Consider the following 14,431-nt stretch of genomic DNA (forward strand, 5'->3'; position numbering starts at 1 on the left):
CGTTAAGGGTACGTCATGGCGCATTGCCACCGGCCGGGTCGCGCCGGGTAGGATGTTGGGCGACGGCCCGGGGGTTTGAGGTACATGAAGGCGACGATCGAACGCGCAACTCTGTTGAGGGGCTTGAGCCACGTCCAGTCCGTGGTCGAGCGGCGCAACACGATTCCGATCCTGTCCAACGTGCTGATCGATGCGCAGCTGGGCGGCACGATCCGGCTGATGGCGACCGATCTCGATCTGCAGATCGACGAGACGATCCCCGCCGCGGTCGACCAGGTCGGCGCGACGACGGTTTCGGCGCACACGCTGTTCGACATCGTCCGCAAGCTGCCCGAGGGTTCGCAGGTGGTGCTCACCGCGGCCGAGGGCAAGCTGACGGTAGTGGCCGGCCGCGCCCGCTTCCAGCTCGGCACGCTGCCGCGCGACGATTTCCCGATGATCGCCGAGGGCGAGCTGCCGACGACGTTCGAGCTGCCGGCCGAGACGCTGAAGCAGATCATCGACAAGACCCGCTTCGCGATCTCCACCGAGGAGACGCGCTATTATCTGAACGGCATCTTCTTCCACGTGACCGACGATGCCAGCCGCATGCTGCGCGCGGCGGCGACCGACGGCCACCGGCTGGCGCGCGTCACCGTGCCGTGCCCGGACGGCGCCGATGCGATGCCGGGCGTGATCGTGCCGCGCAAGTGCGTGGCCGAGCTGCGCAAGCTGCTCGACGAGGTCGACGGTTCGGTGGGCGTGTCGCTCTCGCCCTCGAAGATCCGCTTCGATCTGGGCCAGGCGATCCTCACCTCGAAGCTGATCGACGGCACCTTCCCCGATTACAGCCGCGTCATCCCGACCGCGAACGACAAGCTGCTCAAGCTCGATCCGAAGAGCCTGATGCAGGGCGTCGACCGCGTCTCGACCATCGCCACCGAAAAGACCCGCGCGGTGAAGATGGCGCTGGAGCGCGACAAGGTCGTGCTCTCGGTGACCAGCCCCGAGAACGGCGTCGCGGCGGAAGAAGTGCCGGGCGAATATGCCGCGCAAGGGTTCGAGATCGGCTTCAACAGCCGCTACCTGATGGACATCCTTGGTCAGATCGAAGGCGACCTGGTGGAAGTGCATCTCGCCGATGCCGCCGCGCCGACGCTGATCCGCGAGAATGATAGCTCGCCCGCGCTCTACGTATTGATGCCGATGCGAGTCTGATCCCGCACCGGTAAATTCTTGCATATCAGCGGCATGTCCATGGTTGACGGCCGCTTTCCGGGCCCACCCGCGCTTTCCCCGGCTGTTTCGGGTGCTGCTCTGCGACCATAAGGGCCGCCAAGCCCCGAGGGTCGCACTTACGGGACTTGGGTCGGGCGGCGGATCTCCCTGGATCCGTCGTCCGCCTCGACGAAATGCATGCCTGCGTTGAATCCGCGCCGCGGCTCTGCTATTTACATGCCTGTCAGTTAAACGGATCGGACTGCATGGCGACCAAGGCACCGCAACCGCTGATCAACCCCGGCGTCCCGCTCAAGCGCGAATGGGGAACCGCCCTTTCGGCGCTGCGCCGGCTGCTCGCCAATGGCGACGACACCGAACAGGTCTTCAAGATCATGCGCGCGCTGAATGGCGACGTCAGCCAGCGCAACTATCGCAAGCTGCTTACCATCCCGGGCGGCGGCAAGCTGGCCTATCGTCGGCTCGAGCTCTCCCAGCGCCTGTGCGACCGCAGCTGGATCGACAGCTTCGCGCCCGGAACCTTGGGAGCTGCGTACCGCGCCTTCCTGGACTCGACCGGCTATTCGGCCGACGGGCTGGTCCAGGTCAGCATGGTCGAGGGCGGTTTCCAGGGCATCGAGGTCGAGCACCCCTATGCCTGGATGGGCCGGCGCGAGCGCGACATCCACGATCTCTGGCACGTGCTGACCGGCTACCAGGCCGACGAGCATCTCGGCGAGCTGTGCCTCGTCGCCTTCTCCTATGCGCAGACCGGCGGGCTCGGCTGGGGCTTCATCGCATTGGGCGGGGCGCTGAAGAGCATCCGCACCACCGGGCGGCTCGATTGCGTGAAGGCGATTCTGGAGGGCTATCGCCACGGCAAGCGCGCCGGCTGGCTTCACGGCGAGGATTACGAGAAGCTTCTGGAAGAGCCGCTGGAAGCGGCGCGGGCGCGGCTCGGGATCGCCGAGCCGGCACGATATCGCATCGCCCAGGCCCGGCTGGCCGAGGCGGGGATTGGCGCGCTCTAGGGGTTCTTGTCCCGCTTCTGCCGCGCCTGCATCTGCTGGGCGAGCAGTTGCAGCGCGTCGCCGCTGATCAGGTTTTCCGGTATGGCGAGACGTGCCGGGGCGATCGGAGCGTCCTCCAGCGCCAGCAACTGGACGGTGTTCGCGTCGCGCACCATCAGCGGGGCGCCCTTGTCGCGCATCGCGGCGAGGATGGCGCGGAAACGGCCGTGCTTGTCCAGCGGTCCGAACACCCCGAGGAACTCGGTGATCGCCGACTGGAGCACGCGGTTCACCGGCGCGAGCCGGGGTGAATCGGTGAAGGCGGCTTCGATGCTGTCGGCGGCATCGCCCTTGCCCGTGGGCCAGATCCTCCAGACCCGACCCTTCAGCCCGAGGAGCTCGGTTTCGCGGAGCGGTTCCACCACCGGCGCGATCGGAGCAGGCGCCGCGAGGTTCGCGGTATCCGGATCGGCGCGGAACAGCACATGGAAGAGTTTCAGCATGTCGTCGCGGCGGCCGGAGATCTGATCGTCGGCGGCCTTGCCGAGCGTCAGATAGTCCTCGCCGCCGTGACGGATATAGACGAACTCGCCCACCTCGACGCGCGCATCGCCATTGTCGGCCACTTCCACGGTCAGCCGGTCCTTGCCGGCCTGGTAGGAAGCGGTGACGTCCGCCAGCGCGGGCCAGGGGGCCAGCGCCAGCAGGATCGGCAGGGCGCGCGCGAGGCGGCGGAACGTCACTTCGCGGCCGGCGTCGCTGCCGGAGCGGCGGGGGCAGGTGCCGCGGGGGCAGCCGGAGCCGGCACTTCGCCTGCCTTGTCGCCGGCGGCCTTGGCGGCTTCGAGCGCCTTGTTGGCCTGGTCCTCGATGCGCTTGCGCAGCGCGGCGCGGTCGAGCACCTGCGGCAGCGCGAATTCGCTGGCGGGGATCGCGCCCGGCTTGAGCGTCTGCAGCGTCAGCGCTTCGCCGAGGCGCAGGACGGCGCCCTTGGCGATCACGTCTTCCAGCACCTTCTCGGCCTTGGGCACGCTGGTGAACACGGTCGCCATGCGCGCGCCGGTCAGCTTGGTCTGCATGCCGATGGCGGCGGCGATGTTCTTCAGGCGGCTGTCGTCGCTGACGACGATGCGGATCGAATCGCCCTGCGGGTTGCCCTTGGGCTGGACGCTCCAGATCGTGCCCTTCTGGTCGCCGACCTTCTCCTCGCCGACCTGGACCGCTTCATAGTCCGGATCCTGCGGCAGCGCCTGGGGCTTCATGCCCTTGGCCTTGGCGATGTCCTGCGTCGCGCCGACGAAATCGGCGAAGCTGGCGGCGAACTTGTCGTTGCCGTCGGTGATCACGACGTAATCGGTGCCGCCTTTGTGGATCAGCGTCTGCGGGCCGGCTTCCACCTTGGCGTCGCCATTGGCGGCAGCCTTGACGGTGATGGTGCCGCGGCCGCCGGCGGCGGCGTAGGTGGCGGTCACGTCCTCGGGTGCCTTGGAGCAGGCCGCGACCAGCGCGAGTGCGGCAATCGTAACTGTCTTGCGGAGCATGTGTTTCTATCCCTTCGCCCTGATCTATCGGCCAAGCGGTGTTCGTGGGCAAGGTGCTGCGCTACAGCCGCTGGCATGGCCGTCAAGCGTCTCCTGCTCACCGACTTCCGCAACCACGAGGATGCCCTGCTGACCCCGGGGGCGGACTTCGTCGTGCTGAGCGGCGAGAATGGCGCCGGCAAGACCAATATTCTGGAGGCGGTGTCGCTGCTCGCCCCCGGGCGCGGCCTGCGCGGCGCGCCTTTGAGCGAAATGGCGCGGCAGGGCGGGGCGGGGGGCTTCGGCATCGCCGCGACGCTCGACGAAGCCGAGATCGGCACCGGCACCCGGGCCGACGCCCCCGAGCGGCGGATCGTGCGGGTGAACGGCGCCACCGCCGCGGCGACCAGCCTCGGGCAATGGCTGGTGGTGCTGTGGCTCACCCCCGCGATGGACCGGCTGTTCCTGGAGGCGCCGGGCGACCGCCGCCGCTTCCTCGACCGGCTGACGCTCGCGCTCAACCCCCGCCACGCGCACGAGTCGACGCGCTACGAGGCCGCGATGCGCGAGCGCAACCGGCTGCTCGCCGACGAACGGCCGCCCGACCCAGCCTGGCTCGATGCGCTGGAAGCCCGGATGGCCGAGCATGGCGCGGCGATTGATGCGGCCCGGCGCGATGCCGTGGCCGCGCTGGGCGCGCGGCTCGCCGACCAGCCGGCGGGGCCCTTTGCGCGTGCCGGCCTCACGCTGGAAGGCTGGCAGGGCGACGCCCCCGCGCTTGCTGCCGCGCTGCGTGAGAGCCGCCGCCGCGATGCCGCCGCCGGCCGCACCCTCACCGGACCGCACCGTGCCGACCTGCAGGTCACCCACCTCGACAAGGCCCAGCCCGCGCATCTCTGCTCGACCGGCGAGCAGAAGGCGCTGCTGCTGGGCATCGTCCTCGCCCATGCCGAACTGGTGGCGGACCGGGCCGGCACGCCCCCGATCCTCCTGCTCGACGAGGTCGCGGCGCATCTCGATCCCGGCCGGCGTGCGGCGCTGTTCGACCGGCTGGCGGGCAGGGGGCAGGTGTGGATGACCGGCACCGAACCCGCGCTGTTCGACGCGGTGCCCGCCACGGCCACCCGCTACCGGGTGGCCGATGGCAGGATCGAGCCCGCCTGAGCCTCACTCCTGCTCGGCGTACGCCTTCACCAGATCGAACAGATAGTCGCGGCCGGTATAGAGCGAGCGGATCTCCACCCGCTCGTTGAGACCGTGGACGCCGTTGCCGTCCGGATCACCCCAGGGGCCGGGCACGCCATAGGTCGGGATGCCGACGGCGGCGAGGAAGATCGCGTCGGTTGCGCCGGTGGACATGGTCGGCACCAGCGGCACGCCAGGGAAATATTTCGCGACCAGCTTCTCGGCCGGCCCGACCACCTTGGGGTCAAGCGCGGGCGGCTTGGCGATCGGCCGCACCGGCGGGACCATGGTGATCGTCACCCTGGCGTCGCCGATCGCCGCCGCCAGCGCCTTCTGGATTTCCTCGCTGCTGTGCCCGGGGAAGATGCGGCAGTTGATGTTCGCGGCGGCGCGCTGGGGCAGGGCGTTGTTGGCGTGGCCGCCCTCCAGCAAGGTCGCGACGCAGGTGGTGCGCAGCATCGAATGGTAGACACGGTCGGTGTTGAGCAGCGCTTCCGCCGCCTTGTCGGAGGGATTGGCGGCGATGGCCACCATGGCCTTGCCCAGCGCGTCGCTGCGCGCGCCCCCTGCCTTGACGAAATAGGCACGGGTGGTGTCGGACAGTTCCAGCGGGAAGTCATAGGCGCGGATCTTCACCAGCGCGTCGGCAAGCTGGTAGATCGCGTTCTCCGGCACGGGAATCGAGCTGTGGCCGCCCGGATTGCTGGTCTCCAGCCGGAAGTTCTGCACCGCCTTCTCGCCGACCTGCATGCTCTGGACGAGCACCTTGCCGTGCCCGTCCGACTTGCCGCCGCCGCCTTCGTTGAGCGCGAATTCGGCGTCGATCAGGTCGCGCTTGTTCTTGGCCAGCCATTCGGCGCCGTTGAACGCCCAGGTCGTCTCCTCGCCGCAGGTCAGCGCCAGCTTGATCGTGCGCTTGGGCCTGGTGCCGGCCTGCTGGAAGCGGATCAGCGTGTCCGCCCAGATCGCTGCCATCGCCTTGTCGTCGACGGTACCGCGGGCGTAATAATAGCCGTTCTCCTCGACCAGCTTGAACGGATCGCGGGTCCAGTCCTCGCGCTTGGCGGCAACCACGTCGATATGCGCGAGCAGCAGCAGCGGCTTCGCCTTTTTCGACGTGCCGGGATAGACCGCGACCAGCCCGCCGTCCTTGGGATGCTCGGGCGTCGAAAACAGCGTGAGCTGCGCGTCCTTGAACCCGGCCACCTTCATCCGCGCGGCGATCTGCTCGGCTGCCTGGGTGCAGCTGCCGACATTCACCACCGTGTTGGTCTCGACGAGTTCCTTGTAGAGTTCGAAGAACTTGGCCTGATCGGGCCGAGTCTGCGCCGCAGCGGGTGCGGCGATCGCGAGCGCAAGCCCGGCGGTGGCGGCGAGAAGCGTCTTCATCTGGTTTCCCCTTTTGCCCTGCACGCAATGGAGCATGAGACGGCCAGCAAGGGAAGCGTCTCCCCATCGGACGAACCGCTCCCTACATAGAAGCGGTGCCCGCCGATCTCCCCGCCCCTCTGGCCGACTGGTTCGCCGCCCGCGGATGGGCGCCGCGGCGGCACCAGCGCGACATGCTCGCGGCGGCGCGAGCGGGCAGCCACGCGCTGCTCGTTGCCCCCACCGGTGCGGGCAAGACGCTGTCCGGTTTCCTGCCGACGCTGGCAGAACTGATCGAGGCGCCGGCCGAAGGGCTGCACACGCTCTACATCTCGCCGCTCAAGGCGCTGGCGGTGGACGTGCAGCGCAACCTACTGACCCCGATCGAAGAGATGGGTCTCCCGATCCGGGTCGAGACGCGGACCGGCGACACCCCGCACGAGAAGAAGGTACGCCAGCGCGCCCGCCCGCCCCAGGTGTTGATGACCACCCCCGAATCGCTCAGCCTGCTGCTCTCCTATGAGGACAGCCTGACGATGTTTGCCGGGCTGAAAACGGTGGTGATCGACGAGATCCACGCCTTCGCCACGGGCAAGCGCGGCGACCTGCTGGCGTTGGCGCTTGCCCGGCTGGAGCGGCTGGCGCCCGGCTTCCGCCGAGTCGGCCTGTCCGCGACCGTGGCCGATCCGGACGGCTATCGCGCCTGGCTCGCCCCCTATGGCGACATCGATTCGGTGACGCTGGTGCAGGGCGAGAAGGGGGCTGATCCCGACATCGCCATCCTGCTGCCCGAGGGCCGCGTGCCCTGGGCCGGGCATTCGGGCATCTACGCCATCCCGCAGGTGATGGCGGAGATCGAGACGCACAAGACGACCATCGTCTTCTGCAACACGCGGGGCCTGGCCGAACTCGTCTTCCAGCAGCTTTGGAAGGTGAACGAACTGAAGCTGCCGATCGGCGTGCATCACGGCAGCCTCAGCCTGGAGGCGCGGCAGAAGGCCGAACAGGCCATGGCCGACGGGCGGCTGCGCGCGCTGGTCGCCACCGCCAGCCTCGATCTCGGCGTCGACTGGGGCGATGTCGATTGCGTGATCCAGATGGGGGCGCCCAAGGGCTCGTCGCGCCTGCTCCAGCGAATCGGTCGCGCCAATCACCGGCTCGACGAGGCGAGCGAGGCGGTGCTGATCCCCGGCAACCGCTTCGAATATCTGGAGGCGCGCGCCGCGCTCGACGCGGTGGAGGCGGGCGAGCTCGACCCGGACATCTTCCGTCCCGGCGCGCTCGACGTGCTCGCCCAGCACGTAATGGGCTGCGCCTGCGCCGCCCCCTTCCTTGCCGCCGACATGCTGCAGGAAGTACGTGCAGCATTGCCCTATTCGGCGCTGACCGAGGAGGTGTTCGACCGCGTCCTGAACTTCATCGCCGACGGCGGCTACAGCTTGCGCGCCTATGACAAGTTCAAGCGGCTGACCCAGGGCAAGGACGGCGTCTGGCGGGTCACCCAGCCCAATTTCATCGCGCAGCATCGGCTCAACGCCGGCATCATCGTAGAATCGCCGATGCTCGAGGTGCGGTTCAAGAACGGCAAGCGACTGGGCAAGGTGGAGGAGGGGTTCGCCGCCTCGCTCTCGCCCGGCGACACCTTCTTCTTTGCGGGGCTGGCGCTGGAAGTGGAGCGGGTGGAGGCGACCGACCTGATCGTCCGCGCCACCGCCAAACAGGCGCGGGTGCCGAGCTATATGGGCGCGCGGCTGGCGATCACCGCCAACCTTGCGGACCGGGTGCGGACCTTCCTGTTCGATCGCAGCCAGTGGACCCGCTTCCCGGCCGACGTGCGCGAATGGCTCGAGACGCAGGACCGTCGCTCGACGCTGCCGGCGCCGGGCCAGCTGCTGGTCGAGACCTTCCCGCACGAAGGGCGGCACCATCTCGTGATCTACAGCTTCGAGGGCTGGAATGCGCACCAGTCGCTGGGGATGCTGGTCACCCGGCGGATGGAGGCGATGGGCCTCAAGCCGCTGGGCTTCGTCGCCAACGACTATGCGCTGGCGGTCTATGGGCTGGAGAAGATCGCCGATCCGCGCCCGCTCTTCTCGCCCGACATCCTGGAGCATGAGTTCGTCGACTGGGTGCAGGGCTCGGCGTTGCTCAAGCGCGCGTTCCGCGAAGTGGCGATCATCGGCGGGCTGGTCGAGCGCCAGCATCCTGGCAAGAAGAAGACCGGGCGGCAGGTGACCTTCTCCACCGACCTGATCTATGATGTGCTGCGAAAATACGAGCCCGATCACCTGCTGCTCCGCGCCGCCTGGGAAGATGCGCGCGCGAAGATGACCGATGTTGGCCGGCTCGCCCGGCTGCTCGACGAAGCCGGTGATCGCATGCTCCACGTCGATCTCGAACGGGTGAGCCCGATGGCAGTCCCGGTACTGATCATGATCGGGCGCGAGTCGGTGGCCCAGGGCTCCACCGAAGATGCGCTGCTCGAAGAGGCGGAGGCAATTGCTGCCGAGGCGATGCGGCTCGACTGACCCCGTTCTTTTGCGGGATTGCTGCGCAACATGGACAGGCGTAGATTTCGGCAATGTTCGGAGTCTCGTCCTCTTTGCTCTTCTGGGGCGTGCCGCTGGGCCTAGTGGCAAGCAGCCCCGTTGGTGTGCGGACCGATCCTGAAACCATGCCTCCGGCAGCACAGCCCGATGCGATCCAGCTGGCGCTGGGCGAGACGAGCGCCCGGCTTACGGTGCCTGTCGCGATCACTCGGCAGGGCCCCTATAATTTCATCATCGATACCGGGGCCGAACGGACCGTGGTCTCGCGGGAGCTTGCCGGAAGGCTGGGGCTGGCGGCGGGCGCCGCGGTGCACGTCACCTCGATGACCGGCCGCAGCCTGGTTGCGACCGTGATCGTCCCCGATCTCCGGATCGAATCGATCGGGACGTCCCACACGATCGTCGCGCCAGCCTTCGAGGCGGCCAATATCGGCGCCGCGGGGCTGCTCGGCATCGATACGTTGCGCGATCACCAGGTGACGATCGACTTCGATACCGCCACCATGGCGGTGCGCCCGAGCGTGAAGCGCAAGCGGGGCGAAAAGCATGATCCGGACGAGATCATCGTGACCGCCAAGGATCAGTTCGGCCAGCTGATCGTCACCGACGCCTATTACGCCAATACCCGCGTCCAGGTCGTGCTCGACACCGGCTCGCAGGTGACGATGGGCAACGAGGCGCTGCGCCGGAAGGTCGGCCGCAGCGTCGGTATGTTGCAGGAGATCGAACTGACCAGCGTCGATGGCGGCAAGACGCATGCGCAATATGGCCAGGTCCCCTCGATGCGCGTGAGCAATGTCGCGTTCGAGACGCTGCCGGTCGCCTTCGCTGAAGCCGAGCCGTTCAAGCGCTTCGGCCTGACCAAGCGCCCGGCGATCATGCTGGGCATGGATGCGATGCGCAGCTTCCGCCGGGTGGAGATTGATTTTCCCAATCGGCAGGTGCGGTTCTTCCTGCCGCGCGGCTTTCGCGAGCGCCGGCCCGATTTCACCCGCCCGCTGTTGCCGCCCTCCTTCGGGTCCACCGCCCGCGATTGACTTTACCCGTCGGGTCTGATTGGCCTGACCATATGACCTCGCTTTCGCGCGCTTCGCTTGCCGAGCTTCCTGCCGGCATCCTCCGCCCCGGCCATGACCCGGCCGCGATTCGCACCGGCATCGTCCATTTCGGCCCCGGCGCCTTCCACCGCGCACACCAGGCGGCGTTTATCGATCGGGTGCTGGACAGTGATCCCCGTTGGGGCATCGCGGCGGTGTCGCTGCGCAGCGGCACGACGACGGACGCGCTGAAGGCGCAGGACGGGCTGTACACGCTGGCGGTGATCGACCGCGAGCCTTCCACCCGCATCATCGCCGCGCATTCGGAGGCGATCGGCCCCGGCGAAGGTTCGCGCCTCCGCGCGTTGCTCGCCAGCCCCGAGGTGCGGTTGGCGACCAGCACGGTGACCGAGAAGGGCTACTGCCTGGGCGGCGACGGCACGCTCGACATGGGCCATCCCGACATCGTCCACGATCGCACGCGTCCCGCCGAGCCGGCGAGCGTGATCGGCTGGATCGTCACCGGCCTTGCCGATCGCCGCGCGGCGGGCGTGGCGCCCTTCGCGATGCTCTGCTGCGACAACATGACCGGCAATGGCGGCAAGCTCCGCGCCGCCTGCGTGGCGCTGGCGCGCGAATGGGATGCGGGCCTTGCCGACTGGATCGCCGCCGAAGTGGCCTTCCCGGACTCAATGGTCGATTCGATCACGCCGGCGAGCGACACCGCGTTCCTCGCCAGGGTGGCGGGCGAGCTCGGCGTCGAGGACAAGGCGGCGGTGCAGCGCGAATCCTTCACCCAGTGGGTGCTGCAGCGCTTCGACCTGGAGGATGGCCCCGATCTCGCCGCGGCGGGCGTGACGCTGACCAACGACGTTCGCGGCTATGAACAGGCCAAGCTGCGCATCCTCAACGGCAGCCATTCCAGCCTGGCCTATATCGGGCTGGTGCTGGGCCATGAGACGGTGTTCGAGGCGATGTCGGATGGCGCGCTGGGCGGCTTCGTGACGCGGCTGGCACACGAGGACATCGCGGCGTCGCTGGGCCCGGTCGATGGGCTGGACGTGCCGGGCTATGTAGACGCGGTGCTGGGCCGGTTCCGCAATCCCGCGATCCGGCATCTGTTGTCGCAGATCGCCTGGGATGGCTCGCAGAAGCTGCCCTACCGCCTGCTCGACACGACGGCGGCGGCGCTGGATGCGGGGCGGTCGGTCAACCGGCTCGTGGTGCCGGTGGCCGCGTGGATCGCGTTCCTCGCCAACAAGGCCAAGGCAGGCGAGGCGATCACCGATCCGCTGGCGGAGGTGCTCGCCGCTGCTGCGACCGATGCGGCGCCAGTCGAGGCGGTGCTGGCGCTGCGCCAGGTGTTCCCGGCGCGCGTGGCGGAGGATGTGCGGTACCGCGATGCGCTGGGGGCAGCGTTTGCCGCGATCCAGCAGGGAAAGCTGGGCGCGCTGCTCGCGGGCTGAGCCCTTCTTCTTCCCCCCTCCCGCAAGCGGGAGGGGGGAAGAGGTGCGCTAGCGCGCCTGCCGCCGCGTGTAGAGGTACAGCCCCGCGGTCACGGCCAGGAACAGCAGCGTGCCCCCCGCCAGCGCCACGCCTGCGAACCCGGGCCCCACCAGCGCCAGCGGGGACTCGCTCCCCGTCTCATACACCACGCCCGCGTAGAGCACCCCGAACAGGCTGTCGCCGACGATCATGCCGGTGGCCATCAGCACGCCCATGCGCTTGACGAACTCGGGATCGCGGGCGCGCTCGGCGGCGCGGTCGTAGAACCAGCCGACCACCGCGCCGACCACCACCGTCAGCGTCACGCCCATCGGCAGGTAGATGCCGAGGCCGACCGCCAGCGGCGGTAGCCGCAGCTTGCTCGTGCGGGCCAGCACCTCGTCGACGAGGATCACGCCCGCACCGATCAGCGCGCCCACGCCGATCAGGTCCCAGCGGAGATCACCGCCCAGCACGCCCTTGGCGAGCGACGAGATCAGCGCCGCCTGCGGGGCGGGCAGCGCATCGGCGCTGGCGCCCGCCACCCCGGCAAAGCCGAACGAGGCGTTGAGCACGCTGAGCACCGGCGGGATGACGAGGCTGCCGAAGATCACGCCGAAGATCAGCGCGACCTGCTGCTTCCACGGCGTCGCACCCACCAGCTGGCCGGTCTTGAGGTCCTGGAGATTGTCGTTGGAGATGGTCGCCACGCCGAACACGATGCCGGTGACGATCAGCGCATAGGCGATCAGCGCCTGCGTCGTGCCCGGCTCGAGGTTGCGGCCGTACAGCCCCACCAGCATCAGCGACGCGGCCACTACCGAGAGGATGCCGATGCCCGAGACCGGGCTGTTCGACGCGCCGATCAGGCCCGCCATATAGCCGCACACCGAGGCAATCACGAGCCCGACCACCAGCACGAACACGAGCGAACCTGCGACCAGCAGCCCCGCCGAGGCGGAGAGCGGTCCGGCCGCCAGCACGCTCCACAGCAGCCACCCGATCGGCAGCAGCATCCCCAGCGTCACCACCGCGACGATCCCGATCGGCAGGTCGCGCTCGCCGACCGGCACCACCGCGCCGCTGCGTGCGGCGGCCGAGGCGGCGAGCGAGGAGCGGATGCCGCCAATGACGGGCCCGATGATCTTGAGCAGCGTCCAGATCGCCGCCATGCCGATCGCGCCGGCGCCCAGGAAGCGCACGTCGCTGCGGAACACGGTGTTCGCCACAGCCTCCGCCGCGCCCGGCATGCCGGCGCTGAGGATCGGCAGCGCGATCCACCAGCCGATCGCCACGCCGACGAGGATGGCAATGCCCACGGTGAGGCCGATCAGGTGGCCTGCGCCGATCAGCGCGAATTGCAGCCCGCCGATGATCCCGGTGGAGCCTGCGCCCGCCTTGAAAAACACCGCGCCCTCTTCGGCGGCAAGCTTCATCCGGGTGACCAGCGCGAACCCCGCCGAGGCGAGCGCGTTGACCACGATCACCTTCAGCCCGCGCGCGCTCTCCTCGGCGCCCTCGCGGCTGCCGGCGCCGACCTGCAGCACCTCGGCGGCGGCGCGGCCCTCCGGATAGGGAAGGTCGGGCGAATCGACCACCAGCGCACGCCGCAGCGGCACCGAGAACATCACGCCCAGGATGCCGCCGAACATCGTGATCGCGGCGGTCTCGACATAGGGGAAGCCGTTCCACCAGCCGATCATCACCAGACCCGGCAGCACGAAGATGATGGCGGCCAGCGTCCCCGCCGCGCTCGCCACGGTCTGGACGATGTTGTTTTCGAGAATCGTCGATCCGGGAAAGAAGCGCAGGATCGCCATCGAGATCACCGCGGCGGGGATCGAGGTGGCAAAGGTAAGCCCGATCTTCAGGCCGAGATAGACATTGGCGGCAGTGAACAGCAGCGTGATCGCGCCGCCGAGCAGCACGCCGCGCAGCGTGAGTTCAAGCGGCGCGCGGGCAGGGGCTATGGCCATGCGCAAGGGGCTCCGGGTTGTTCTGCCCGGACGACCCAGGCTTTCAAGGTGCACCGTGGCATTGCGTGCCGGCTTTGGACAGGGGCCTTTTCAGCCGCGTTGCACTGCAAGACCTGCGGCGGAAGCCTGGGGCCGGGCAGAGGCGCGTGCTGCTGAGGTGCGCGTCAGGAGGAGCGCTGCAATCGCGACCAGCGACCCACCGATGACATCCACCAGATAATGCCCGCCGATCGGTATCGCGGCCAGCCACATCGCCGCATTCGTCGGCAGCGCCAGTGGACGCAGGTAGCGGATCGGCCAGAGAGCCCATGCGAACAAGAGGGCCATGATCGCATGGAAGCTCGGGAAGCTGATAATTCCCCCCAGGTCGTTCAAATCGATTGCGTGCAGGCGATGCGCGTGCAGCGCTGCAATCAGCCTGCCATAATGTTCTGCGTTGGGCGGCAGCGGTGCGTAGGCGTAGAAGTCGAATGCCGCCGCAGCGGGAAGCAGGTAGAAAAGGGGCAGACCCAGCAGGATCGTGAGACCGAAGGTCGACAGCAACCGATGCACCCGCGCGGTGCGTCCCGATGCGCACAACAGCAAGATGGCGGCCGAGGGTAGCCAGAAGCAGGCCCGATATGCCCGCTCCAGCAATTCCATCGCCCAGGGACGCATCGCAACCGTCTTGCGCACCTGGACCCAGTCGAAGCCAAGGCTGTGGTCCAGCTGATCCAGCAGCGGGTCCGCCAGCGGGCCCGCATGCCAGAGTACGACATAACTCGATACCGCGCCGAGCATGCCGATGAGGGCGAGCAGCGCGATCGCCTCGATCGCTTCGACCAGCCAGGCCGCCCGACCCAGCCGTGCCGGGTCGGCAAGAAGCCCGACGATGAGCAACATGCAAGCCAGCACAACACGGTCCGCCGAATCCTCGGTCACGCGCAGCCCGGTAAGCCAGCACGCCAGCGCGCAGCACAGCAAGCTGATGGCGACCCCTCGCCACAATGTTTTGCGCGTCACGCTTCCCCCTTCCGATCGCGCGGAATTTGGCGGGGAAGCCTTAACGTTGCATTGAGCCTATCGCCCGCGGGCGACCGCGCGAATCTTCCCGCGCCAAGCTCCA

Annotated in this window: 11 protein-coding genes; 6 read left to right on the forward strand and 5 right to left on the reverse strand. The window is 68.4% G+C overall.

Features of this window, described 5'->3' with window-relative positions:
- The first annotated feature begins 84 nt into the window (after window positions 1–84).
- Both dnaN and V7E00_RS16790 read left to right on the forward strand, forming a co-directional pair.
- The gene (gene dnaN, locus V7E00_RS16785) at window positions 85–1,197 is read left to right on the forward strand and encodes a DNA polymerase III subunit beta (protein ID WP_064311837.1); all 1,113 of its coding nucleotides are present in this window, start codon (window positions 85–87) and stop codon (window positions 1,195–1,197) included.
- Window positions 1,198–1,463: 266 nt separating this feature from the next.
- Window positions 1,464–2,228 carry a Coq4 family protein gene (locus V7E00_RS16790; protein WP_333573742.1) on the forward strand — a complete coding sequence of 255 codons (765 nt, stop codon included), beginning with the start codon at window positions 1,464–1,466 and terminating at the stop codon, window positions 2,226–2,228.
- On the opposite strand, the gene V7E00_RS16795 is transcribed toward V7E00_RS16790, so the two are convergent.
- Together V7E00_RS16795 and V7E00_RS16800 are read right to left on the reverse strand one after the other, a co-directional pair.
- Window positions 2,225–2,950, reverse strand: a complete 726-nt coding sequence (locus V7E00_RS16795) for a hypothetical protein (RefSeq protein ID WP_333573743.1) — start codon at window positions 2,948–2,950, stop codon at window positions 2,225–2,227. The genes V7E00_RS16790 and V7E00_RS16795 overlap by 4 nt on opposite strands.
- Window positions 2,947–3,747: a hypothetical protein gene (locus V7E00_RS16800; RefSeq protein WP_333573744.1), complete on the reverse strand. Its 801-nt coding sequence runs from the start codon at window positions 3,745–3,747 to the stop codon at window positions 2,947–2,949. The genes V7E00_RS16795 and V7E00_RS16800 overlap by 4 nt, the downstream gene beginning before the upstream one ends.
- Before the next feature lie 75 nt (window positions 3,748–3,822).
- Here V7E00_RS16800 and recF point away from each other — a divergent pair, with 75 nt between their 5' ends.
- Entirely contained in the window at window positions 3,823–4,890 is a 1,068-nt protein-coding gene (gene recF, locus V7E00_RS16805) for a DNA replication/repair protein RecF (RefSeq protein WP_333573745.1), read from the forward strand.
- A 3-nt stretch (window positions 4,891–4,893) separates the two neighbouring features.
- On the opposite strand, the gene V7E00_RS16810 is transcribed toward recF, so the two are convergent.
- Window positions 4,894–6,300: a M20/M25/M40 family metallo-hydrolase gene (locus tag V7E00_RS16810; protein ID WP_333573746.1), complete on the reverse strand. Its 1,407-nt coding sequence runs from the start codon at window positions 6,298–6,300 to the stop codon at window positions 4,894–4,896.
- 95 nt (window positions 6,301–6,395) lie between these two features.
- Between V7E00_RS16810 and V7E00_RS16815 the strand changes: the two genes are divergently transcribed.
- The 3 genes from V7E00_RS16815 (at window position 6,396) to V7E00_RS16825 (ending at window position 11,331) form a co-directional block, all read left to right on the forward strand.
- Complete coding sequence (locus V7E00_RS16815; RefSeq protein ID WP_333573747.1) at window positions 6,396–8,807, forward strand: ligase-associated DNA damage response DEXH box helicase; 2,412 nt, start codon at window positions 6,396–6,398, stop codon at window positions 8,805–8,807.
- A gap of 146 nt (window positions 8,808–8,953) precedes the next feature.
- On the forward strand, window positions 8,954–9,865 hold the full coding sequence (locus V7E00_RS16820) for a retroviral-like aspartic protease family protein (protein ID WP_333573748.1): 912 nt from the start codon (window positions 8,954–8,956) through the stop codon (window positions 9,863–9,865).
- 32 nt (window positions 9,866–9,897) lie between these two features.
- Window positions 9,898–11,331, forward strand: a complete 1,434-nt coding sequence (locus V7E00_RS16825) for a mannitol dehydrogenase family protein (protein ID WP_333573749.1) — start codon at window positions 9,898–9,900, stop codon at window positions 11,329–11,331.
- Window positions 11,332–11,379: 48 nt separating this feature from the next.
- Here the strand turns inward: V7E00_RS16825 and V7E00_RS16830 are convergent, their stop codons facing one another.
- Both V7E00_RS16830 and V7E00_RS16835 read right to left on the reverse strand, forming a co-directional pair.
- Complete coding sequence (locus tag V7E00_RS16830) at window positions 11,380–13,326, reverse strand: OPT family oligopeptide transporter (protein ID WP_333573750.1); 1,947 nt, start codon at window positions 13,324–13,326, stop codon at window positions 11,380–11,382.
- A gap of 90 nt (window positions 13,327–13,416) precedes the next feature.
- Window positions 13,417–14,328, reverse strand: a complete 912-nt coding sequence (locus V7E00_RS16835) for a phosphatase PAP2 family protein (RefSeq protein WP_333573751.1) — start codon at window positions 14,326–14,328, stop codon at window positions 13,417–13,419.
- Window positions 14,329–14,431 lie beyond the last annotated feature (103 nt).

The sequence above is a fragment of the Sphingomonas sp. genome, from assembly GCF_036731925.1.
Lineage (GTDB): Bacteria > Pseudomonadota > Alphaproteobacteria > Sphingomonadales > Sphingomonadaceae > Sphingomonas.